This is a genomic window from Methylomonas defluvii, from assembly GCF_033949435.1.
GTDB lineage: Bacteria > Pseudomonadota > Gammaproteobacteria > Methylococcales > Methylomonadaceae > Methylomonas > Methylomonas defluvii.
Genome location: NZ_JAXARY010000007.1, coordinates 69,214 through 93,485 on the forward strand (window position 1 = coordinate 69,214; position 24,272 = coordinate 93,485).

Sequence of the window (24,272 nt, forward strand, 5' to 3'; positions counted from 1 at the left end):
ATTGCTTAGTGAGTACGTTCGAACTCGGCCATGAAATCGATCAAGGCATCGACCCCAGCTTCCGGCATAGCATTGTAAATACTGGCGCGCATGCCACCGACGGAACGGTGACCAGCCAGCGTACTGAGGCCGTTTTTCTCGGCCAACACCAAAAACTCTTTATCCAGAGCCGCATCAGCCAACACGAAAGGCACGTTCATTCGGGAGCGGTAGTCTTTCACCACCGGATTGCTGTAAAGGCTGGATTCATCGATAGCTTGGTAAAGCTTGCCGGCTTTACGAATATTATGCTGCTCAATGGCCGCGATACCGCCTTGCTGTTTCAGCCATTGCAACACTAGACCAAGCAAATACCAGTTATAGGTAGCCGGTGTGTTTAACATCGAATCGGTTTTTGCTTGCTGCTGATAATCAAAAACCGCCGGCACGGTTTTTGGTGCCAAGCCGACCAAATCGTCACGAACGATGACCACGGTCACGCCGGATGGCCCCATGTTTTTTTGTGTACCGGCGTAAATAATGCCGTAGCGGCTGACATCGACCGGACGCGACAAAATGTTCGAAGACATATCGCACACCAAGGGCAAATCCCCCGCGTCGGGAACTTCGGAAAATTCCACGCCGTGAATGGTTTCGTTGGAGGTGTAGTGCAGATAAGCGGCGTCTTTATCGATATTCCAGGTATCGAACGCTGGAATAGTAATAAATTTTTCGGCTTCCGAGGTGGCAGCGAGCTGTACTTCGCAATATTTACCGGCTTCTTTGATGGCACTGGTAGACCAGGCGCCGGTGTTCACGTAACTGGCCTTGGTTTTGCCGTTGAGAATATTCTGCGGAATCAGCGCGAACTGCGCGCTGGCACCGCCTTGCAGGAACAGCACTTTGTAATTAGCAGGAATACCGAGCAGTTCTATCAAATCATTTTTCATCGCTTCGGCGATGGCCATGAAATGTTTGCCGCGGTGGCTCATTTCCATCACCGACATGCCGCTATCTTGCCAATTCAACATCTCTTGTTGAGCTTGCAGCAGTACCGATTCCGGCAACATGGACGGACCGGCGCTAAAGTTATAAATCCTTGCCATCGTTACTCCTCTTCTCCGCCTTGTTCGGCGCTGTCGGTTTCCACCACATCAACATCGTTTTCGTCAATATCGCCGTCCACATCGTCTTCATCGCCCAGACCATCGATACGATCAACACCAACGACTCTTTCGCCCTTATCCAGACGAATGACGGTAACACCTTGAGTATTTCTGCCGACGATGGAAATTTCCTTAACCCGTGTCCGCACCAGCGTACCGCCGTCAGTGATCAACATGATCTCGTCAGTATCGTTAACCAATACCGCGCCGACTACCGCACCATTCCTCTCGGAGGTTTGAATCGCGATTAAGCCCTGGCCGCCGCGTCTATGCTGGGTAAACTCTTCCAGCTTAGTGCGTTTGCCGTAACCGTTTTCGGTGATATTCAACACCGTGCCTTCGCTGGCGATGATTAAGGATATGACTTTTTGGCCTTCCTGCAGACGGATACCGCGTACGCCGGTAGCGGTCCTGCCCATGGAGCGCACATCGGTTTCGTTGAAGCACACGGCCTTGCCATCACTGCTGAACAACAACACGTTTTGCTGCCCGTCGGTAATCGCCACGCCCACTAAAGTGTCGTTTTCGTTTAGATCGATAGCGATTTTGCCGTTACTGCGCTGGCGTTCGAACTCGGGCAACGGGGTTTTTTTCACGGTACCCGATGATGTGGCCATGAAAATGTATTTATCCGCACTGTACTCACGGACCGGCAACATCGCATTGATCTTCTCGCCTTCTTCCAGCGGCAACAGATTTACAAACGGCTTGCCGCGCGATGCCCGGCTGGCGACCGGCAGATTAAACACCCGCAACCAATAGACTTTACCCGCGGACGAGAAGCACAGAATCGTGTCGTGGGTATTGGCGATGATCAGTTTTTCGACGAAATCGTTTTCCTTCGTTGCAGTCGCCGACTTACCACGGCCACCGCGGCGCTGGGCTTTATAATCGCTGAGCGGCTGGGTTTTCACGTAACCCTCGTGCGACATCGTCACCACCATATCTTCTTCGGTGATCAGATCCTCGGCGGACAGATTGGAATAATCCTGGACGATTTCGGTGCGGCGGGCATCGCCGTATTGAGTTTTGATCTCTTCCAGCTCTTCGCGGATCACTTCCATCAAGCGCACATCGCTACCCAAAATATGCAAATATTCGTCTATCAACTCCAGCAGCTGCTTGTATTCGTTGACGATTTTTTCTTGTTCCAAGCCTGTCAAACGATGCAGACGCAAATCCAAAATAGCCTGCGCCTGATTTTCGGATAAGCGGTAAGAGCCGTCTACCAAGCCAAATTCGATAGACAAATCGTCCGGCCGCGAACGATCCGCATCGGCTCTATCCAGCAAGGCCGCAACCAAACCGGCATTCCAGGTGTGCGCTAGCAGGCCGACTTTGGCTTCTTGCGGGCTGGGCGAGGATTTGATCAGCTCAATCATCTCGTCGATATTAGCCAATGCAACCGCCAAACCTTCGAGGATATGCGCCCTTTCTCGCGCCTTGCGCAGGTTATAAATGGTTCTGCGGGTAACGATCTCGCGACGGTGATCGACAAATGCCGCCAGAATGTCTTTCAACCCCATCAAATGCGGCCGACCATCGTACAGCGCCACCATATTGATACCAAATACGGTCTGCATTTGGGTTTGTTTGTACAGATTATTTAGCACCACGTCCGGCACCTCGCCGCGGCGCAATTCGATGACCATGCGCATGCCATCCTTATCAGACTCATCGCGCAGACCCGAAATACCATCCAGTTTGCCCTCTTTAACTAATTCGGCGATTTTTTCCAGCAAACGGGCTTTGTTGACCTGATACGGTAATTCAGTGGTGATGATGGCTTGGCGACCACTATCGCCAATGTCTTCAAAATGGCTGCGGCCACGCAGGTAAATCCGGCCACGACCGGTGGCATACGCTTCAAAAATACCGGAGGCGCCATTAATAATGCCGGCGGTCGGAAAATCAGGTCCCGGCACGATTTGCATTAATTCGGGAATCGTCAGATCGGGGTTTTCGATCAAGGCCAGGCAGGCGCTGATAATCTCACCCAGATTATGTGGAGGAATATTAGTGGCCATACCGACCGCGATGCCGGCAGAGCCATTGACTAACAGAGTAGGCACCCGAGTCGGCATCACCGTGGGTTCGGATTCCGATTCGTCGTAGTTGGCAACGAAGTCCACGGTTTCCTTATCCAGGTCCGCGAGTAATTCATGGGCGATTTTCGCCATTCGCACTTCGGTATACCGCATCGCCGCCGGCGAATCACCGTCCACCGAACCGAAGTTGCCTTGACCATCGATTAACATGTAGCGCAAGGAAAACGGCTGCGCCATCCGCACCATGGTGTCGTAAACCGCTGTATCACCATGCGGATGGTATTTACCGATCACGTCACCGACGATACGCGCCGACTTTTTATAAGGTTTGTTCCAGTCGTTTCCGAGCTCGTTCATCGCGTAAAGGACGCGACGGTGCACCGGCTTGAGGCCGTCTCTGACATCGGGAAGTGCCCTGCCGACGATGACGCTCATGGCGTAATCGAGGTAGGATTGTTTCATCTCGTCTTCGAGATTGACGGGGATAATTTCTTTAGCGAAGTCTGACATGGGTCCGTGGTTCCAGTGCAGTCGAAAGCTTATCGATCGACGGGTTAGCCTGAAGCATCAATTCCATTTAAGCATGGCTAACAGGTTTATAAAGCAGTCGATTATAGCAAACGCCACCCTCTGCCGTCAGGCAAAAATCTCGCTCAAAAAGTTTTGCATCGCCTGCCAAGACCGGCGATCAGCAACCGGCTGATAAACGGTACCAAAATCAGGATTATTAGCCACCGGGTTGGTAAAGGCGTGCATCGTATGCCCGTAACTATGCAACTGCCAGTCCGCACCAGCCTTGGTTAATTCGTCTTGCAAGGCAAGTACTTGCTCAACGGAGGCCATAGGGTCGTCATAGCCATGCAACACCATTACCTTAGCCTTAATTTGGGGGTTCGGGATATTTTCAGGCGCACCGAGCAAGCCATGAAATGACACTACTCCACGCATATCCACACCGGTCCGGGCCAAATCCAGCGCGCATAAACCACCAAAACAAAAGCCTATCGCCGCAATCCTGGCGTTGTCGGCCCAAGGCATCAGCTTGACTGTGGATAGCGCTGCCTGTAAGCGCTGTTGCAATTTCGCCCTATCTTGTATGAAGGGTTGCATCAATTTGGCGTTTTGTTCCGGCGTCTTGCCTAGGACGCCTTTGCCGTACATATCGGTAGCGAACGCCAAGTAACCCAATTCCGCCAACTTGAAGGCCTTGTCAGCCACAAACTGGTCTCGCCCACCCCAAGCATGATGGATCAACACCACCGGTCTCTGACCGACAATCGCATCGTCGTAAGCAAAAAAACCTTCCAGCACCGTGTCGCGATCCAGGTAACTGACCGTATTCGAGATTATCGCCATGAGCTTTTTCCTACCCCGTTAATTACAGCTCGCCCGCTTGTTGTAATGCCTGCAAAAATCCCGCCGATGCCTCTTCGACCATATCCAGCACCCGCTCAAAACCATAACTACCACCGTAGTAAGGGTCTGGCACTTCGCGTTGATTCAAGTGCGGCGCATAATCGAGAAAATGGCGAATTTTATGACTCAAATCAATCGGACAGGCTTCTTTTAGTACGGCGTGATTTTCGTCGTCCATGACCAGAATGTGATCGAACGCTTCGAAATCTGCGGACACAACTTTGCGCGCCCGCAGATGTTTCAATTCAACCCCTCTGTCGCGAGCGGCTTTTTGCGCGCGCAAATCGGGCGCATCGCCAACATGGTAGGCATGAGTACCCGCAGAGTCTATTTGAAAGCGCTCCGCCAGATTTCTTGTAGACACTAAATGAGAGAAAACGCCTTCCGCGGTGGGCGATCTACAGATGTTACCCATACACACAAACAAAACCTTGATTTTCCGCATAGTTGTTAAGTTTTTAGAATAGTTGACGCTAAATTGTAAGCTATACTCGGTTGGCATGTCTTCAGGGCGGTACTGGAAAGACAGTTAATACAAGAAATTTAAAGCGTATTTTAGGGGAGTTTCGGATGTTGATGATGAACTGGCATTCTGTAGGGGTAAAGGTGGTTTCTATCACCATGTCGGTGCTAACACTTTTAGGCATAGCCATTTTGGTTGTTTACTCAAGCTTTGAGAAACAAAAGCTGATTGACCGGGAAATCAAAGCCTCGCGGCAACTACTCACTTTGTCCGAATCAATCCGCGACAATGTCGTAAAAAAATGGGAAGCCGGCATCTACACGCCTGAGCAACTCATGCAATTGGTCGAACAAAAAGGTAGCTCTAAAGCCAGAGAACTGGTAATCGCCACCGTACCGACGGCCAATGCCTGGGATGTCATCGAAGCAGAAGCCAAAGAGCACGGCTTTCGTTTCAAAGCACCGTCTCTTAACCCCCGAAACCCCCGGAACGCAGCGGATGACATCGAGCGTCAAGCGCTGGAGTTTTTCAGAAGCAACCCGTCCGCCCAAGACTTCAGCTACGTAGACGAAGAAAAACAGGAAGTCCGCTATTTACGCCCGGTCAAATTAGTCAAACAATGCGAATTGTGCCATGGCGACCCCAAGACGTCGCAAAGTCTCTGGAATAACGAAAAGGGCCAAGATTTACTGGGGTATCCGATGGAAAATCGCCACGCCGGCGACTTGCATGGTGCATTTGAGATCGTCACCCCATTCAGTGTGGCGCTAGCCGAGCTGAAGAATAATACCTTCTATGCTATCGGCTTCTTATGCATAACATTGATCATCATTGGTTTTACCGGCTACTTCACGATGAGCAAAATCATCATCGGTCCGCTGACAGCATTGGCTTTGAAACTGCAGGACATCGGTAGTGGCGAAGGCGACCTGCGGGCTCGCCTGGATGCGAGCGGCAAGTCGGAATTTGCCTGGATTGCATCGAGTTTTAATACCTTCGTGCGTAAAATAGCCAAAACCATCGACCAGATCAGCTCCACCAGCGAAAAACTAGCCAGCTCTTCCCACAAGCTTGCGAATATCACCCAATCGACTCAAGCCGGTGTCGAGCGGCAATTGCACGAAACCACGTTGGTGGCTAATGCCATGAAGCAAATGACATCGACGGTGCAAGAAGTCGCCAAAAATGCCGTTAGAGCATCGGAAGCCGCCGAAATCGCCGACCGTGAAGCGTCGTCAGGCAAAAACATCGTGAAAGATGCGGTACATGGCATCAACAGCTTGGCGTCTGAAGTGGAAAACGCCGCCAATGTGATACACGAACTGGAAAACGACAGTAACAGTATTGGCGAGGTATTAGGCGTGATTCAAGGTATTGCCGAGCAAACCAATTTGCTGGCACTGAACGCCGCCATAGAAGCCGCCAGGGCTGGTGAGCAAGGTCGAGGCTTTGCGGTAGTAGCGGATGAAGTCAGAACCTTGGCCAGCCGTACCCAAAATTCCACTTTGGAAATTCAAAAAACCATCGAACGCTTGCAGGACCGCGCGAAACAGGCCGTGGCCGTGATGGAAAACGGTAGAAGCCGCGCCAACTCCAGCGTAGAGCAAGCCGCATCCGCCGGTGGTTCGATAACCACTATCAGCGAACGTATCGATACCATTAACGATATGAATAATCAGATAGCCAGCGCGGCCGAGGAACAAACCGCAGTTGCCGAGGAAATCAATCGCAACATCAGCAATATCAGCCGGGTATCCGAAGAGACTTCGATTGGCGCAAAAAATACGGCGGATGCCTGCCACGAGTTACTCGACCTGGCGAATCAGTTACGCTCCATGGTTGGAAACTTTAAGACCTAGCTAAACCGCTATCCGTTTGGCCCGGCGTAACCATTATTCAGGGCGCGCCGGGACCATATCCAATGTTAAATTTGTACGGTTTGTTCGCCGAGGCTGGCTATAATTCACTAAGAATAATTACAGTTTCGTAGCTTAAGGATGAAGACATGCCCACAAAAATGAACCAACTGTTCGATGAAATCCACAAAATTCCGCAAGTACCCGAAGTCGTAAGATCCCTCATCAATCAGCTAAACAATCCCAACGCGGATATGCTCGACATAGCCAAAAACGTGGAAAAAGAGCAGGTGATTGTTTTAAAAATCCTGCGTTTGGTCAACTCCGCGCATTTTGGTTTATCCCGTAAAATTGGCTCTATAGATGAAGCCATCACCTTGCTGGGCATGAACCAGCTGAAAACCTTGGTGATCGCATCCGGGATTGTCGGTGTAGTACCGCAATTGGATAATTTCGATGTCAAACAAAGCTGGCGGAATAGTTTTCGCACAGCAGGTTATGCAAGATGGTTCGCAGCCCAAGCGGGCCTGGCAGCCGACATCGCCTATACTGCCGGGCTAATCAGCAATCTGGGCAACCTGCTCATTCACATTGGCAGTCCCCGTGAAGCCAACGAAATAGATCAGCATGTGAAAAACGGCAACGTCAGATTGGAAATTGAAAAAAGGCGCTTGGGCTATACCAGCCCGGCGGTCTGCGCGGAGCTTTGCCGTCGCTGGAAATTTGCTGACGAATTGGTCGAAACCATCGAACAATCGGCGGAACCTTTAGCCGCGGACACGCCCAACAAATTAGCTTGCGCAGTTTTCCTCGCCCATACAATCAGCGACTGCCAGGATCAGGGTTTGGATGAAAATCAAATTTTGGCTTCGCTACCCAATCAAGTCACCGCACTTTTAGGCCTATCGGACCAACTTCTTAAGGAAAAATTGCCGGATGTTCTAGCGGCTAAATCTGAGCTCGACGGCCTTCTGGATTAAGAAACATAATTTTCAATAATCGTTCAGACGAAATTATTTTGCCTGAACGACGGCTAATTTATTCCTTCTCAGCCCCCGCCCTAAAACCAACTATCAGCGCGCCGTCATCCCCAAATTGACCGCAATATGAGCAAGCTCTGTGGTAGTGTCCACCTGGAGCTTTTTCTTGATTTGCGTGGCGTAGTTCGCCACAGTTTTATGGCCTAGACACAGCTGATCGGCGATCTTATGCACCGTCAACCCTTGGGCAAGCAAGCTAAATACATCGAACTCGCGTGCAGAAAAACCGGCGATTATCGCGTGATAACCGGTGTACTGCTGCTCTTCCCCGCCGCCCTTGACCAAACCGCGCTCGACATACTGTTGACCAGCCATAATTGCCGCTATCGCTTCGGCAAGAATACCGGGAGCGCTATTTTTGGTGATATAGCCCTGCGCGCCGGCTGCCAATGCCCGGCTGACATAAACTTGTTCATGATGCACACTAAAAACTAAAATTCTTGCCTCACTATCGCGCTGAATGATCCGCCGAATAGTTTCCAAACCGCCAATCCCCGGCATGGACAAATCCATCACCAACATATCGGGCTGTAATTCTTGATAAAGCTGAATAGCCTGTTCACCACGCTCGGCTTCGCCGATAACTTCGACACTATCCCCGGCAGCCAACAGCATTTTAAAACCAGCCCGCACCACCAGGTGGTCATCCACCAACACGATTTTTATCTTGTTATTCATACGAGTGGGATTCGCGCATTAACCAACATACCTGAACCAGGGCGAGACAACACCTGCAATTCGCCGTCCAGCGACTTGATACGTTCTTTTATACCCAGCAAACCAAAGCCTTGACTGGTAGTCTGCAAATCGCAGCCGCGTCCGTCATCCTGCACTTTAAGTTGCAAACATGCCTGGGGGAGATCCAGCTTATCCAAGTCAATTGTCACGCTATGGGCTTGTGCATGGCGCACCACGTTAGTCAAACACTCCTGAATCACCCGAAACACTTGAATAGTCAGATTTTTATCCAAACCATCCACTGCGTCGCTACAACGAATCGTCAGCCGCAGGTCAGCATTGCGTTCCGACCAATGATTAACCATCTCTTCCAAAGTGGCCTTCAATCCTAATTCGGTCAAGACCAGAGGATGCAATTGCTGCATCATCGAACGCACCACAGTCATTAAGTGATCGCAAATTCCCGCGATTGTTGCGGTTATTTTAGCCGCGTCGGCTTTACGATGCGCTGCCGTAACCGCCATCACTTTGATAGCCGTCAGGGATTGGCCAAATTCGTCATGCAACTCCTGCGACAGACGTTGGCGCTCTTCTTCCTGAATGGCTAGCGAATGCTGTGTCAATGCGCGATTTTCCTGGCGGGTTTTTTCCAATTCAACCGTCATATGATTGATTGCCTTGGCAATATCATCGAATTCCTGCGTGGAAAATGGCGGCAATTGTTGCCGATATTGGCCGGTTTCGATCAGGCGCAAGGCGTCCACGATGACCGCAATCGATTGCAAAGACTTATTAAATACCAGATTAACCGCTAGAAAAGTCAACATGGTCAACAAGGAAATCGACGCAAAAAACGCCACGCTTTCCTGCCAGACTTCGGTGATTTCATCGAGCGGCTGAGCCTGAATAATCAGCGTCAACAACTTGCCGTCCTGCATGTTCAGCTGATGCTCGACTTTGGGATAGTCGCCCTTGACCAAACGGATAAACCAACTAGGCGGCATTTCTTCGGGATTGGTCGGCTGATTTTCGCCGGCAAAATGGATTAACTGTCCGTCCGGCTTTTGCAATTGAATGCTCAAATGCCGCGTTTGCCGCAAGGCGCTGAAGCGGGATAAATCGTCGCTTTGTTGAAATACCGGCGTATCGGTGATGCCCAAGGTGATCAGCTGCAAAGCCAGATGAATCGAGGCATCCACCTCCTTCTCGACCGCTTGGCGGGCTTGCCAGACCGCAATCGCCCCGCCCAATACCAAAATACAAACCGAAGACAGCAGGATGCGACAGATAATCTGGTAGCGAAGGCTCATAACGTGGAGTGCGTTGAAAACCCTCTATTATCCCGTCTAGCTTCCCACACAGCTATAGGAAAAATTCTTATTTATTTCCTGGCGATGAGAACTGCAAATTGGAGCCCCTGAATCATTGAGAGGCTCGGGATATGGGTTACTCAAGCTCGATCCTATTTAACCAAACGCAAGCCTCGGCGCTGACTCAGCCTACCCAAACCCGGGCATTTCTGAACATTCGCAACCACGCCCCATCTTCCAACCAATCGGCCGGATGCCAGGAGTTCTGTATCGCCCTGAAACAACGTTCCGGATGCGGCATCATGATGGTAAAACGGCCGTCGACGGTAGTTAAACCGGTAATGCCCAGCGGTGATCCGTTCGGGTTGGCCGGAAAGGCTTCGGTTTCCTTGCCGTAATTATCGACATAACTGATCGCAACCTCGGCTTCGGCAGGGTTTTCGGAATCGAACTCGGCGCGCCCTTCCCCATGAGCGACCACAACCGGCAATATAGAGCCTGCCATGCCTTGGAAGAAAATCGACGGCGAAGCCTGCACCTTGACCATCGCTACCCGCGCCTCGAATTGTTCCGACAGATTGCGTTTGAACTGCGGCCAGTGTTCCGCACCTGGAATAATATCCTTCAGGCCGGACATCATCTGACACCCGTTACAAACCCCCAAACCAAACGTATCGGGGCGGGCAAAAAACGCGGCAAATTCGTCGCGTGCTTTCGGGTTGAATAAAATTGATTTGGCCCAGCCGCCGCCCGCACCGAGCACGTCACCGTAAGAAAAACCGCCGCAAGCCACCAGACCGGTAAAATCGGCCAGCGACACCCGGCCGCTGATGATGTCGGTCATGTGCACATCGATGGCCGCGAAACCGGCTCTATCGAAGGCTGCCGCCATTTCCACGTGGCCGTTGACACCTTGCTCCCGCAAAATCGCGACTTTAGGTCGATCCGCATCCGCAAATTTTGCAGCGATGTTGTCGTTGATGTCGTAAGTCAACTGAGCGGACAAACCTGGATCGTTGTCATCGGCGATTCGCTCGAATTGTTGCCGTGCGCAATCGGGATTGTCGCGCAAGGCTTGCATCCTGAAGCTGACTTCCGACCAGGTTTGTTGCAGTTCAGCGCGTTTCGCACTGTAAATTTCCTTGCCGTTACGGACGATTCGTAACTTTTGATCTGAACTTAATTTACCGACGATATGGGTAAATTCGTCCAGCCCGGCCTGATCCAACAGTCGCGCGACATGATCCAATTCAGTGGTTTTTACTTGCAGTACCGCGCCCAATTCCTCGTTAAACAAGGTCGCCAGTGCGTCGTCGCCCAGTTCGGAAATATCTAGTTCAACGCCTTTACGGCTGGCAAACAGCATTTCGGTTACCGTAGCCAGCAAACCACCGTCGGCCCGATCATGGTAAGCCAGAATCAGCCCTTGGTCGTTCAAGGCTTGAATGGTATCGAAGAAACGCTTGAACAAACTCGCGTCGTCCAGATCCGGAGCCCGGTTGCCGAGCTGATTGTAAACTTGGGCCAGCACCGAACCGCCGAGACGGTTCTTGCCCCGGCCAAGATCGATCAACAGCAACACGCTATCGGCATTTTTCAACTCGGGAGTGAGTGTACGACGCACGTCCTGCACCGGCGCGAAGGCGGTGATAATCAGCGACAGCGGCGAGGTCATGGTCTTCTCATGCCACACGCTTTTCATAGACAGCGAATCCTTGCCTACCGGAATCGCAATGCCCAATTCCGGGCACAATTCCATGCCCACCGCCTTGACGGTATCGAACAGCGCGGCGTCTTCACCGGGACTGCCGCAGGCGGCCATCCAGTTGGCGGACAGTTTGACATCATTGAGCTTGCCGATACGAGCCGCTGCCAAGTTGGTCAACGCCTCGCCTATCGCCATGCGTCCGGAAGCAGGACCGTCGATCAAAGCCAACGGCGTGCGCTCACCCATTGCCATTGCTTCGCCGGTGTGGGCATAAAAGCCGGAAGCCGTGACCGCAACATCAGCCACCGGCACTTGCCAGGGGCCGACCATCTGGTCGCGAGCGACCAAACCCGTCACCGAGCGGTCGCCGATGTGAATCAAGAAGCTCTTGTCCGCCACGGCCGGAAACGCTAAGACCCGTTTCACGGCTTCGGCCAACTCGACATTGTCCAGTTGCAATTCGGGCAAATTCTTGGTCAAACGCTGGACGTTTCTATGCATTTTCGGTGGCTTGCCGAACAATACCGACATCGGCAGGTCAACGGGTTTACCACCCAGCCATTCGTCGCTCAGCGTCAGATGTTCCTCGTCGGTGGCATGACCGATCACCGCGTACAAACAATGCTCGCGTTTGCAGAAAGATTCGAACAATGCCAGCGATTCCGGTTTGATCGCGACGACATAACGTTCCTGAGCTTCGTTGCACCAGATCTGCATCGGCGACATGCCCTTGTCGGCGTTCTGCACCTTGCGCAATTCGAAACGGCCGCCACGATCGCAGTCGTGAATAATTTCCGGTACTGCGTTGGATAAGCCACCGGCGCCGATGTCGTGAATAGAGATGATGGGGGTGTTTTCGCCCAGCGAATTACAGTGATTAATCACTTCCTGGCAACGGCGCTCCATTTCCGGGTTTTCCCGCTGCACCGAAGCAAAATCCAGCTCCGCAGCGCTTTCGCCGGAAGTTTGCGATGATGCCGCGCCACCGCCTAGACCGATCAGCATCGCTGGGCCGCCCAGGATAATGATCAGCGAACCGGCCGGAATAGGATGTTTATCCACCAGCATCGGCCGGATGTTGCCCATGCCGCCGGCGATCATGATGGGTTTGTGGTAACCGCGATATTGGTTAGGCTCTCCGGTCTCGGCCGGTTGCTCGAAGCTGCGGAAATAGCCGGCGATGTTGGGCCGGCCGAATTCGTTATTAAACGCTGCGCCGCCGATTGGCCCTTCCAGCATGATGTCCAACGCGGAAACGATGCGCTCTGGCTTGCCGTAATCGGCTTCCCAAGGCTGCGGGAAACCAGGAATTTTCAGATGCGAGACGCTGAAACCGGTCAGACCGGCCTTGGTTGCCGAGCCGCGGCCGGTGGCGCCTTCGTCGCGAATCTCCCCGCCGGAACCCGTTGCCGCGCCGGGATGCGGTGAGATCGCAGTCGGATGGTTGTGGGTCTCCACCTTCATCAGCAGGTGCGTCTGTTCTTCGACATAGCCGTAGGCATAGTTATTCGCCGCATCGCGGATGAAAACCTGCGCGGTCGGGCCTTCCAGCACCGACGAGTTGTCGCTGTAGGCTGACAGCACGCCTTGCGGATTCAGCCTGTGGGTGTTGCGGATCATCGCGAACAAGGACTTGGCTTGCTCTTCGCCATCAATGGTCCAACTGGCGTTGAAGATTTTATGCCGGCAATGCTCCGAGTTGGCCTGGGCGAACATCATCAGTTCCACGTCGGTCGGATTACGACCCAAACTGATGAAGCTCTCGGTCAAATAATCGATCTCGTCAGCCGACAAAGCCATGCCTAATTCAGCGTTGGCCTTAACCAAAGCGTCCCTGCCCTGCTCTACGATAGCTACGGTTTGTAAAGGCTGGGGATCGTGCTCGGCAAACAAATCAAGGCCAGCCTGATCGTAAACCACTTGCTGAATCATTCTATCGTGCAGTAAAGACGCCAGTTGGTGTTTAACAGCATCGCTCAAAGGCTCGGAAGAGGTAAAGCGGTATTCGATACCGCGCTCAATGCGCTTTACCGCGGTCAAACCGCAACGCTCGGCTATTTCCGAGGCCTTGCTAGACCAAGGGGAAATAGTGCCCAAACGCGGCACCACCCACAAGGAGACAAATTGGGATTCAGACGATTCGCCGCTCCCTTCCGCGGCCGCATTTTCGCTGCTTTCCTCGCTTTGGCCATAATCGAGCAAGCGTCCCAGCATCGCCGATTGCTCGGCGGATAGCTGACCATCGATTTGCACGAAATGCTGAAACCGGGCACTAACAGCAGTAATGCTGCCGACCACTGCCTGCAGTTCGGTCAGCAGTTTTTCAATACGAAAACGGGAAAGAGCGGAGGTTCCGGATAGGGTCAACATGGGCTGTGTTTGAATGGTTTTTTATAGCTAAAAGAGTAAATACAGGACATTCCGCAGATAAAACACGGCAAGCCCCAAATCACAAACAAGGCGGCGATTTTATGGCGACGGCGTATTGTCGGCTGCTTTGTCCGACTTGTCAGCGGTACCGCTGGGTATATCCTGATTAATGCCTTCGGTGATCAATCTGAGCAAAGAGGTCGCAGCGACATTTGACAGGGTCTTACCGTCACTATCTTGCACCGTCACTTCGGTAAGCAATTCATCAAGTTGATGCAGGCTTACCCGATATTCCTGTTCCTGGCTGGGATCGTCGCCGAATAAAAAAGTGATTTCGTCCAGAATGGAACCGTCTTCCGGCTTAATCGCGTCAGGATCGTATTTGACGAAGAAATAGCCTTTGTCCATATTCCGCTCGACCACTTCCAATTTTTGGCGGCTCAAGGCTTTGCCGACTATCCACCACGCTTGAGTGGCGGATTGATCGATTTGTAAACTGCTGACGCCACTGCTGCCGGCCGCTTGCACACTTTTCCCGGAACCGGCTGCCGCGACAGTCTCTTTAGCTTCGGTTTTTTCCGGCTTACTGGGCGCCGGCTCTGCGGCTGCCGCGGATCGGACAGGCTCTTGCCGCATCGGCTCTGGTGCAGTTTCCGGCGCATTGCTTACCGGACGGGTCGCCAAGGTCTTGGTTTTTAGATCGTCAGGGACGACTAATTCGGGGATTTCGGTAGTAAATTGATAATCTCTTTCCTTATCCGGAAACCAGCTCTTGATGGTGCTGCACGAGGCATTCAACAGCAACGCCGAAACCAGCGTCAGACGACCGTATAGGCGAGTTTTCATGGTTATAAAACGCCGGCTTGATGCATCGCCGCGCGCACGGTAGCAAAACAGTCCTCGGTTAGCCAAGTCAAAGGCAATCGAATACCTTGGCCCATTAAACCCATTTCCGCCACCGCCCATTTGACCGGGATAGGATTGGATTGTATGAAGAGGCTGCTGTGCAAACCGGTCAATTTGGCATCTATCGCCTCGGCAGTCGCGCGATCACCCGCCATTGCCGCCGCCAACATTTCGTGGACCAGTTTCGGTGCCACGTTGCCGGTCACGGTGATGCTGCCGTTGCCGCCCAATAAACAAAATTCGCAGCTGGTGGCGTCGTCGCCGGTATACAGTGCAAAATCGTCGCCGGTTAAATCTCGGATTTCTTTAACTCTTTCCAACTTGCCGGTTGCTTCTTTCACACCCACGATATTATCGATTTTCGCCAGTCTACCCACGGTTTCCGGCAACAAGTCGCAAGCGGTACGCCCCGGCACGTTGTACAGAATTTGCGGAATATCGACCGCTTCGGCGATGGCTTTGTAATGCAGGTACAAGCCTTCCTGGGTCGGTTTGTTGTAATAAGGCGTGACCAGCAAACAGGCGTCCGCACCGGCTTGCTTGGCTTTTTGAGTCAGGTGTATCGCTTCGCGGGTGCAATTGGCACCGGTGCCGGCGATAACCGGTATCCGTCCGGCCACGCAATCGACGATAAATTTAATGACTGCGCAATGCTCGTCTTCGTCGAGAGTTGCCGATTCGCCAGTGGTACCAACCGCTACCAATGCGTCAGTCCCTTGCTCTATATGAAATTCGACCAGCCGTTTCAGACTGGTTTCATCCACCGCACCGTCTTCCGTCATCGGGGTTACCAGCGCAACGATACTACCTTGAATCATGCAAATCTCTCGTGTTTAGGTATATAAAACCGGGGCATTATATCAAGCTAACCCTGAAAACTCAGCCTGTTATATTTGCCGGGCGGCCAGAAATCTATCCAGCGCGTTGGCGAAATTTTGGACATCTTTGGCCGTCATGGCCGCCGCACCACCGGATGCCAAACCGTTGTCGCGCAAGCCTTCCATGAAATCGCGCATGGCCAGTTTTTCACCGATATTCTCCACCGTATAAGCTTCGCCGCGCGGATGAATCACAAACCCCTGCTTGGCTAGGATTTTTGCAGCCAACGGAATATCGCCGGTAATCGCCAGATCGCCGGCCCGCAGATGCTCGACGATATAATCATCAGCGACATCGAAACCGCCGCTGACGCGAATGGATTGGATATAACGAGATGGCGGCACGGCGATGCTTTGATTGGCAATCAGCAGCAATTCCAACTGCCTTTTTTGGGCGACGCGGAACAAAACCGTTTTAATCAAATTAGGACAGGCATCCGCATCCACCCAAATCTTGATTGCCACCGTCATTGCGCGGTCTTCACTTCCGGTTTTGTTCGTATATACCAACCGTAGTACAAGGCATAAGCCACCAAAAATACCAGGTATCCGGACCACAAAATATCCGACGCGAAATGCCCGCCCGAAGTCATCCGGGTAAAGCCCAGGGTCCAAGCCAAGACTATGGTCAGAAGAAAATAAATCGCTTTGTGGTTTTGCGACAGAAAATACAATACAAAAAATGTATAGCCCACCGAACAGTGACCGCAGACGAAAGACTTATCCGGGGTGTGGCCAAATTTGGCAGGCGGCACATATTGGTACTCGCCGCCGAACTGGCTGACATGCACCGGCCGGGGTCTTCCCCAGTGATCTTTGACAATCAGATTAACCACCAAGCCCGGCCCCAAAGCAATGACCAATAAAATATACAAGGCCTTACGGCGAAAGCGTTGCGTATGAGTATTGAAATGACTGAGGACATAAACCGCTAAAGCTATCAGACCGGCCCACAAGGTGAACGGAAAAGCATAGTCATACAGCAGTTTCCAGGGCCACCAATGCTGGGTCGGCCAGACATCGCCGGGATTTTCCGGATGATAAAACAAGGCCGCCAGGCGCAAATCCAGGTCTGTCAGCCCAAACAATAGCGTGGTCAGTGCCGCCAATAGCAACACGAGCATGAGTTCGTTGCGCGCGCGTCTAATTTTCCGATGGGGCATAGCTTTCCTTATCCAATGTTAGCCGGACGGTTTCCGGCCAAAACTTCAGGTTTTCACCTAAATACAGGTAATACGGGGAACTCGGCTTGGCAGGATTGGGGATTTGCGCCAAGAAGCGAAAATTTTGAAACGCCGCTTTCAATTCTGCGGGTAGGTTTTCCTCCGAGGTTTCACCCAGCACAAAGCCATTTTTGCCGACAAACGCCTGCGGACCAGGCCAAACTTCGTACTGCGACGTCACCACACCACTGGGTTCGTAACGATAAACCTGGGGATGATCGGGCAAGTAAAACGCCAACTCGCTCGCCAGATAACGATGGCCCAAGGCTACCACAAAGGTGTTATCCAGATTGGGCAAACTGATCAAGCGCTCGAAATGCATGTTAATCGCCAACTCCTGCCAACTGTTGAAACGCTTGGTGGGATCGAAGGCCGTGTTTTGCAATTTAAATACTTGCAACACGATGGGCAGCGAATAGGTCAACAGCACCATTGCCAAACCCAATGCAACACCGTATTTCAAGGCTTTCTTCCAGGCGCCGGCCAGCCAGTTGCCGGCCAACAAAATCAAGCCGGTAAAATAAAACGGCATCGGCCAATTGCCTTGGGCTTTTTGCAGCACACTGAGCAGCAACACACCAAGCAACAAGGCTGGCCCCATCAATAGCAAAAAGCGTTGTTCCGCAGCCAGGCGTTTAAAATTGAACGCCGCTTGCGCGCTGCTAATCAGCACCAGCACAAACAACACCGGCGAGACCAGTAACAGCTGGTAAAGCAGAAAATCTCGGGCCCATTGTAAATGCTTAAGTACGCTGACCGGTTCATGGTTACCGAAATGACCTCTACTATGCCCGAACATCACCCAATCGTGTTGCTGGTTCCACCATAAAATCGGCACTGCCGCGATCACGATAGGGCTTAAATAAATCAGAAACTCTTTTTTCAACAGCCCCCGGCGTTGCTTATCCAAGGCTAAAAAGATCAGTAACATTAACGGCAAGATCAATGCTGATTGCTTGCTGAGCAAGGCGGCGGCGCTGGCCAAACCGGCCCATAGCCAGGCGTGCGCCTGATTGTCGAACAGTGCCCGTCTTAAATAGTAAACGGTGATTATCCAGAAACAATACAGCGGCGCGTCGATGGTCATCAGGAAGTTGGCCAACACATTGATCGGCGTCGCCAACACCAGCAACAGCGCCAAAGCCCCGCCGCGCGCACCGTAAAATGCCTTGGCCGTGGCGTGAAAATACCCCAGAAATACTGTACCCAACAACAGCGCCGGCAAACGCACGGTAAACGTATGATCGCCCAATAACCAGGTAAACGCACCGATCAGCCAGGCGATCATCGGCGGCTTGCTGTAATAGCACCAGTCCGGTCGCCGCGACCAATCCCAGTAATAGCTTTCGTCACCGATCAAATCAAAGCCATTGATCAGCAGAAATCCGCCGCGCAACAACATGAGCGCCAGCAGCAAAGCCAACGTATGTGCGTCTATCCAGCGTAACAGTCTCTCAGACATAGGCGCTTATTCCCATTTCTCCAGATAATGCAACAACAGTTGCAGGCTGCGTTGGCCGCGAAATTCGTTAATATCCAACTTATAGGCCGCGTTGATTTTTCGGCAACCCAGCCATTTTTCCGGGTGATCGGCAAAAAACGCGATTGCATCCAGCAACTGGCCGCTAAACGGCAAGCGCAACACAAACTTTAAATGCTGCTGCCCGACGATGCGGCACTGGATCACATCGAATACGCCATTGAATACCGGCTCCGGGAAGGTTTGCCCCCACACCGCCGCCTGCTGCAGCGTTTCCGCGAAGACCAAAGTCATATGCTGCTCATCCAGTTCACCATCGGAATAGACCTTCTGTTCCAGATCCACCAGTTCCAGTTTCGCTGCCACTGTCTCGGCAAAAGCCAGGGCAAAATGCGGATAGTCGTGTAGCTTAATCGTCAGACCCGCTGCCATCGCGTGACCGCCGAATTTGCTTAATATCTGTGGATGTTTGGCAGCAATCTCGCTGAGCACATCGCGAACATGCACACCGGTGATGGAACGCGCCGAACCTTTGATATCGCCATTATCTGCCGGCGCAAAGGCGATAACCGGCCTGTGCAAGCGGTCCTTGATCCGCGACGCCAGGATGCCGATCACCCCCTGATGCCAATTGCCGTCATATAAACACACACCAGCCGGCACGTGTTTTTCATCCAGAGCCTTCATTTCCGACAGCAAGACCATCGCCTCGGTCTTCATCTGCCCTTCGACTTCTTTTCGATCCTGGTTCAAGGCATGCAATTGCTCGGCAATATCATGCGCCAAGCCGGCATCGTCGGTCAGCAAACACTGAATGCCTAAGGACATATCGTCCATCCGGCCGGCCGCGTTCAAACGCGGTGCGATGGAAAAGCCCAAATCGCTGGCATGAATCCCGGCCAATTGCTTGCCGGCCACTTCGGCCAAGGCTTTGATGCCGGCCTGACATTGCCCGGAACGGATGCGCAATAAGCCTTGATGCACCAAGATCCGGTTAACTTGATCCAAAGCCACCACGTCTGCCACCGTACCCAAGGCCACGTAATCGAGCAAACGCGCCAGATTCGGTTCAGGGATTCCGGCCTTTTCAAACCAATGCAATTCGCGCAAGCGAATCCGCAAGGCCATCAGGATATAAAACATCACCCCTACGCCGGCGATGTTTCGGCTTGGAAACTTATCGTCAGGCAAATTGGGATTGACGATGGCATCGGCGTCCGGCAGTTCCAGTCCTGGTAAATGGTGATCGGTAATTAACACCTTGATACCGGCAGCCTTGGCGGCTTTGACACCGTCAATACTGGATATGCCATTGTCCACAGTAACAATAATGTCTGGACTCTGCCGCTTCACCAACTCCACAATTTCCGACGTCAAGCCGTAACCGTATTCGAAACGGTTGGGCACCACAAAATCCAAGGCTTTCGCCCCGAGCAGCGCGAAGCCTTTTAAAGCTAGGGCGCAGCTGGTGGCGCCGTCGGCATCAAAATCGGCGACCACGGTAATTTTTTGCTGCTGTTTGATCGCCGACACCAAATGCTCGACCATCTCCTTCATGCCGGTCAGCAGCCAAGGCGATGGCAAGCTCGCCAAGCTCCGATCCAGTTCATCGGCACTCTGCACGCCACGGCTGCTAAAAATCCGTTGCAGCACCGGGTCCATCTCACCAAAGTGCGGATTCTTATTCTGCACCGGCCTGGGCAGGATGACTTTTTTAACGCTTTGCAAATACATATCAGGCAATAAAAAAGCCGGCAATTGCCGGCTTGTCGATGCTCATCGCTAGACTCACATCGAATCCAGAATGGCTTTTTTTACCGCATCCAGCGTCGCGTCTATCGTGATGGGTTGATCGTCCTTGCATTGCGCGATGGCGGTGTCGGGGTCTTTAATGCCGTTACCAGTCAAGGTACAGACGATGGTACTGCCTTCCGGGATGTTGCCGTTAGCGATGTCGTGCAAGGCACCCGCCAACGAGGTCGCGGAGGCAGGCTCGCAGAAAATACCTTCATAAGCCGACAGCATTTTTTGTGCGGCCAGAATTTGCGGGTCGGTAAACGATGCGAACCAACCGCCGGATTGTTTCTGCGCGGTCCAAGCACCGTCCCAGGATTGTGGATTACCGATGCGGATTGCCGTAGCGACCGTTTCCGGATTTTCCACCGGATGGCCGGCTAAAAATGGCGCGGCACCGGCCGCTTGATAGCCGCACATTACCGGACGTTTTTTGGTCACGGCTTTATGCGTGGCCGTATCGGTTGAATATTCTTTATAGCCCTTCCAGTACGCGGTGATATTACCGGCATTGCCGACGGGCAAACAATGGAAATCCGGGGCATCGCCCAAGGCATCGACAATTTCGAACGCCGCGGTTTTTTGGCCGTCGATCCGATAAGGATTGATCGAGTTAACTATGGTTACCGGCGCATGATCGGCAATTTCCTTGACGATAGACATACCGGCATCGAAGTTGCCTTTGATCTGGATGATTTTCGCGCCGTACATCATGGTCTGTGCCAACTTGCCCAGCGCTATCTTGCCTTCAGGAATTAGAACGAAGGCACGAATGCCAGCCCGCACCGCATACGCCGCAGCGGCGGCGGAGGTATTGCCGGTGGACGCACAAATAATGGCTTGACTGCCCTCTTCCACGGCCTTGGTAACTGCCATGGTCATACCGCGATCTTTAAACGAACCGGTCGGATTCAAGCCTTCGAATTTCACATAGATATCAACATCCTTACCTATCAAGCGCGGGATGTTTTGCAGTTGAATCAGCGGGGTGTTGCCCTCGCAAAGACTGATCAACCTGGTGTCGGCGGAGACCGGCAAGCGGTCGCGGTAGCGTTCGATGATGCCTGTATAGCGTGTTTGCGTTGTCATTATTATCCTAGAGTTTCCAAGCGAATCCGCGCCACTTTACCGCTGACTGTCGCCAGCGCTTCGATGGCCGCAATCGCGGCGTTCATTTCTTTTTCCAGCGTCAGTTGCGTCAGCATGATGATCGGCACCGAAGTCTCGCCTTGCGGCGGTTCTTTTTGAATCAAAGCTTCAATGCTGATGTTGTGCGCCGCCAAAATCCGGGTCACATCGGCTAACACGCCGGGCTTGTCTTCGGCGGTCAGGCGCAAGTAATAGGCGGTCTTGATTTGCTCAGCAGGCAATACCGGAATGTCGGCGATGGCATCGGCCTGGAACGCCAGATGCGGCACCCGGTTCTCCGGATCGCTGGTCATCGCTCGGACTACATCGACCAAGTCCGCTACCACGGCTGACGCAGTAGGCTCGGCGCCCGCGCCGGCACCGTAATATAAGGTTGGACCAACGGCGTCGCCGCACACCAATACCGCATTCATCACCCCGTCAACGTTGGCGATCAAGCGTCGCTTGGGAATTAAGGTGGGATGCACGCGCAACTCGATGCCATCCTCGGTCTTACGGGCAATACCCAAGTTTTTTATCCGATAGCCCAGGGCTTCGGCGTATTCGACATCCAGACGGGTGATTTTGGTAATGCCTTCGGTAAAGACTTTTTCAAACTGCAACGGAATACCAAAGGCAATTGACGCCAGAATGGTCAATTTATGCCCGGCGTCTATACCCTCCACATCGAAAGTCGGATCGGCTTCGGCATAACCCAAAGCTTGCGCCTCGGCCAATACATCAGCAAAATCGCGGCCCTTGTCGCGCATTTCGGTGAGGATGAAATTGCCGGTGCCGTTGATAATGCCGGCCAGCCATTTGATGCGGTTACCGGCCAGGCCTTCGCGGATGGCTTTGATGATCGGGATCCCGCCGGCCACTGCCGCTTCGAACAACACCATCACGCCTTTTTTGCTGGCTTCTGCAAAGATTTCGTTGCCATGCAAGGCAATCAGCGCTTTATTGGCAGTGACCACGTGCTTGCCGTTGGCAATCGCGGTCAATACCAGTTGTTTAGCCAGATCGTAGCCACCGATCAATTCAACGATCACATCGATGTCCGGGTCGTTGACGATCTCAAACGGGTCACAGGTCAACGCGATGCCGTCGGTGTCGCAAATCCGCGCCCGACTCAGGTCGCGCGCGGAAGCGCGGGTAACCACAATTTCCCGGCCGGCCCGGCGAGCAATTTCCCCGGCATTCCTTTTCAGTACATTGACGGTGCCACCACCGACGGTACCCAATCCCAAAACCCCAACTGTTACCGGCTTCAAACCTGACTCCTAGCGTGATACCCAAAAATGGCGGCGATTATACTACGTTGTCTTTTTTCAGCATATTGCGGATGCTGCGCAAGGCTTGGCGGGTCCGGTGCTCGTTTTCGATCAAGCTGAAGCGGATATGATCGTCGCCGTGTTGACCAAAACCAATACCCGGTGACACCGCTACTTTGGCGTCGATGATCAATTTTTTGGCAAATTCGATGGAACCCATTTCCCGATAGGCTTCCGGAATTTTGGCCCAAACAAACATGGTCGCCCTCGGTTTTTCGACATGCCAACCCATCGCATTCAAGCCATCGCACAACACATCGCGGCGCGCCTTATACATATCGCAGATTTCTTTCACGCAATCTTGCGGACCTTCCAATGCAGTGATCGCCGCCACCTGAATCGGTGTGAAGGTGCCGTAGTCCATATAGGATTTGATCCGGGTCAACGCCGCTACCAAAGTGGGGTTACCGCACATGAAACCGACCCGCCAGCCGGGCATGTTATAGCTTTTGGATAGCGAGAAAAACTCGACGGCGATGTCTTTCGCGCCCTCAACTTGCAGAATCGACGGTGCCACGTAGCCGTCAAACACGATGTCGGCGTAAGCAATGTCGTGAACGATCCAGATATTGTGTTCCTTGCAGATCGCCACCACCTTTTCAAAGAAATCCAGCTCCACACATTGGCAGGTCGGATTGCCCGGAAAGTTCAGAATCAACATCTTCGGCTTAGGCCAACATTCAGCTATGCCTTTTTGTAATTCCTCGAAAAAATCGACGCCTGGCGTCAACGGCACATGGCGAATATCCGCGCCGGCAATCACCACGCCATAGGGATGAATCGGGTAAGCCGGGTTCGGCACCAGCACTACATCGCCGGGGCCTAAGGTGGCCAGAGCCAGATGCGACAAGCCTTCCTTAGAGCCTATGGTGACAATCGCCTCGGTATTGAAATCCAGATCAACATCAAAACGCCGCTTGTACCAACCGCAAATCGCTTTCCGTAAGCGCGGAATGCCCTTGGAAACCGAATAACGATGGGTGTCATCGCGCTGCGCCACTTCCAGCATTTTATCGAGGATGTGTTTGGGGGTGGGCTGGTCCGGATTGCCCATGCCAAAATCGATAACATCCTCGCCTTCCGCGCGGGCTTTGGCTTTCAGCTCGTTGACGATATTAAAAACGTAAGGCGGCAGGCGGCTAATACGATGAAATTCTTCCATTAATCACTCTTGTGGTTCTGAATTTTAAAGACGGCTTCTAAAAGAAAGCCGGCTAAGGTACTGTTGTTGCAGGGCGATGTCAATTTCGGTGCAGCGAGACGCTTCCGAAAATGCTGATCGGGCGAAATTTAAGGTTGCGCGGCAGTCGTTGCCGGGACTTGAGCGCTATCCGCGCTCTGCTGATGCAGATAAGAACCGCCGACCAGAAAAGCCAGCACCAATAGGTACAAAACTGCGGCAATATTTTTAACTTTCTTGCTGTCGTCGTGCTGCTGGTTGTTCATGGATTAAAGTCTCGTGAATACATAGGTTACTAAGGCAATTGTAACGCTT

General features: G+C 52.6%; 19 protein-coding genes. 2 read left to right on the forward strand and 17 right to left on the reverse strand.

The window, feature by feature from the left end:
• Nucleotides 1-5: 5 nt before the first annotated feature.
• From serC to QLH52_RS09330, 4 genes are all read right to left on the reverse strand, one after another.
• Nucleotides 6-1,085, reverse strand: coding sequence for a 3-phosphoserine/phosphohydroxythreonine transaminase (gene serC, locus QLH52_RS09315; RefSeq protein WP_319961352.1), 1,080 nt, complete (start codon nt 1,083-1,085; stop codon nt 6-8).
• 2 nt (nt 1,086-1,087) lie between these two features.
• Complete coding sequence (gyrA, locus tag QLH52_RS09320; RefSeq protein WP_319961354.1) at nt 1,088-3,703, reverse strand: DNA gyrase subunit A; 2,616 nt, start codon at nt 3,701-3,703, stop codon at nt 1,088-1,090.
• A gap of 126 nt (nt 3,704-3,829) precedes the next feature.
• Nucleotides 3,830-4,549 carry a dienelactone hydrolase family protein gene (locus tag QLH52_RS09325; RefSeq protein WP_319961355.1) on the reverse strand — a complete coding sequence of 240 codons (720 nt, stop codon included), beginning with the start codon at nt 4,547-4,549 and terminating at the stop codon, nt 3,830-3,832.
• 22 nt (nt 4,550-4,571) lie between these two features.
• On the reverse strand, nt 4,572-5,054 hold the full coding sequence (locus tag QLH52_RS09330; RefSeq protein ID WP_319961356.1) for a low molecular weight protein-tyrosine-phosphatase: 483 nt from the start codon (nt 5,052-5,054) through the stop codon (nt 4,572-4,574).
• Between the two features lie 125 nt (nt 5,055-5,179).
• Between QLH52_RS09330 and QLH52_RS09335 the strand changes: the two genes are divergently transcribed.
• Both QLH52_RS09335 and QLH52_RS09340 read left to right on the forward strand, forming a co-directional pair.
• The gene (locus QLH52_RS09335) at nt 5,180-6,931 is read left to right on the forward strand and encodes a methyl-accepting chemotaxis protein (RefSeq protein ID WP_033158087.1); all 1,752 of its coding nucleotides are present in this window, start codon (nt 5,180-5,182) and stop codon (nt 6,929-6,931) included.
• 146 nt (nt 6,932-7,077) lie between these two features.
• Nucleotides 7,078-7,908: an HDOD domain-containing protein gene (locus tag QLH52_RS09340; RefSeq protein WP_033158088.1), complete on the forward strand. Its 831-nt coding sequence runs from the start codon at nt 7,078-7,080 to the stop codon at nt 7,906-7,908.
• A gap of 93 nt (nt 7,909-8,001) precedes the next feature.
• Here the strand turns inward: QLH52_RS09340 and QLH52_RS09345 are convergent, their stop codons facing one another.
• The 13 genes from QLH52_RS09345 to QLH52_RS09405 all read right to left on the reverse strand — a co-directional run bounded on the left by QLH52_RS09345 (nt 8,002) and on the right by QLH52_RS09405 (nt 24,223).
• Nucleotides 8,002-8,646, reverse strand: a complete 645-nt coding sequence (locus QLH52_RS09345; RefSeq protein WP_319961357.1) for a response regulator transcription factor — start codon at nt 8,644-8,646, stop codon at nt 8,002-8,004.
• Nucleotides 8,643-9,956 carry a sensor histidine kinase gene (locus tag QLH52_RS09350; RefSeq protein ID WP_319961358.1) on the reverse strand — a complete coding sequence of 438 codons (1,314 nt, stop codon included), beginning with the start codon at nt 9,954-9,956 and terminating at the stop codon, nt 8,643-8,645. The genes QLH52_RS09345 and QLH52_RS09350 overlap by 4 nt, the downstream gene beginning before the upstream one ends.
• Before the next feature lie 184 nt (nt 9,957-10,140).
• Nucleotides 10,141-14,034, reverse strand: a complete 3,894-nt coding sequence (gene purL / locus QLH52_RS09355; RefSeq protein ID WP_319961359.1) for a phosphoribosylformylglycinamidine synthase — start codon at nt 14,032-14,034, stop codon at nt 10,141-10,143.
• Nucleotides 14,035-14,133: 99 nt separating this feature from the next.
• Nucleotides 14,134-14,880: an outer membrane protein assembly factor BamC gene (gene bamC, locus QLH52_RS09360; RefSeq protein WP_319961360.1), complete on the reverse strand. Its 747-nt coding sequence runs from the start codon at nt 14,878-14,880 to the stop codon at nt 14,134-14,136.
• A 2-nt stretch (nt 14,881-14,882) separates the two neighbouring features.
• Nucleotides 14,883-15,758, reverse strand: coding sequence for a 4-hydroxy-tetrahydrodipicolinate synthase (dapA, locus tag QLH52_RS09365; protein ID WP_319961361.1), 876 nt, complete (start codon nt 15,756-15,758; stop codon nt 14,883-14,885).
• A 69-nt stretch (nt 15,759-15,827) separates the two neighbouring features.
• The gene (locus tag QLH52_RS09370) at nt 15,828-16,289 is read right to left on the reverse strand and encodes a YaiI/YqxD family protein (protein WP_211555156.1); all 462 of its coding nucleotides are present in this window, start codon (nt 16,287-16,289) and stop codon (nt 15,828-15,830) included.
• Nucleotides 16,286-16,981, reverse strand: a complete 696-nt coding sequence (locus tag QLH52_RS09375; protein WP_033158094.1) for a phosphatase PAP2 family protein — start codon at nt 16,979-16,981, stop codon at nt 16,286-16,288. The genes QLH52_RS09370 and QLH52_RS09375 overlap by 4 nt, the downstream gene beginning before the upstream one ends.
• Nucleotides 16,962-18,503, reverse strand: coding sequence for an ArnT family glycosyltransferase (locus QLH52_RS09380; protein ID WP_240618131.1), 1,542 nt, complete (start codon nt 18,501-18,503; stop codon nt 16,962-16,964). The genes QLH52_RS09375 and QLH52_RS09380 overlap by 20 nt, the downstream gene beginning before the upstream one ends.
• Before the next feature lie 6 nt (nt 18,504-18,509).
• The gene (gene recJ / locus QLH52_RS09385; protein WP_319961423.1) at nt 18,510-20,255 is read right to left on the reverse strand and encodes a single-stranded-DNA-specific exonuclease RecJ; all 1,746 of its coding nucleotides are present in this window, start codon (nt 20,253-20,255) and stop codon (nt 18,510-18,512) included.
• Nucleotides 20,256-20,309: 54 nt separating this feature from the next.
• On the reverse strand, nt 20,310-21,404 hold the full coding sequence (gene thrC, locus QLH52_RS09390) for a threonine synthase (RefSeq protein WP_033158097.1): 1,095 nt from the start codon (nt 21,402-21,404) through the stop codon (nt 20,310-20,312).
• Between the two features lie 2 nt (nt 21,405-21,406).
• Complete coding sequence (locus tag QLH52_RS09395) at nt 21,407-22,717, reverse strand: homoserine dehydrogenase (RefSeq protein WP_319961362.1); 1,311 nt, start codon at nt 22,715-22,717, stop codon at nt 21,407-21,409.
• A gap of 37 nt (nt 22,718-22,754) precedes the next feature.
• On the reverse strand, nt 22,755-23,939 hold the full coding sequence (gene alaC / locus QLH52_RS09400; protein ID WP_171694934.1) for an alanine transaminase: 1,185 nt from the start codon (nt 23,937-23,939) through the stop codon (nt 22,755-22,757).
• 128 nt (nt 23,940-24,067) lie between these two features.
• Nucleotides 24,068-24,223 carry a hypothetical protein gene (locus QLH52_RS09405; protein WP_165786416.1) on the reverse strand — a complete coding sequence of 52 codons (156 nt, stop codon included), beginning with the start codon at nt 24,221-24,223 and terminating at the stop codon, nt 24,068-24,070.
• Nucleotides 24,224-24,272 lie beyond the last annotated feature (49 nt).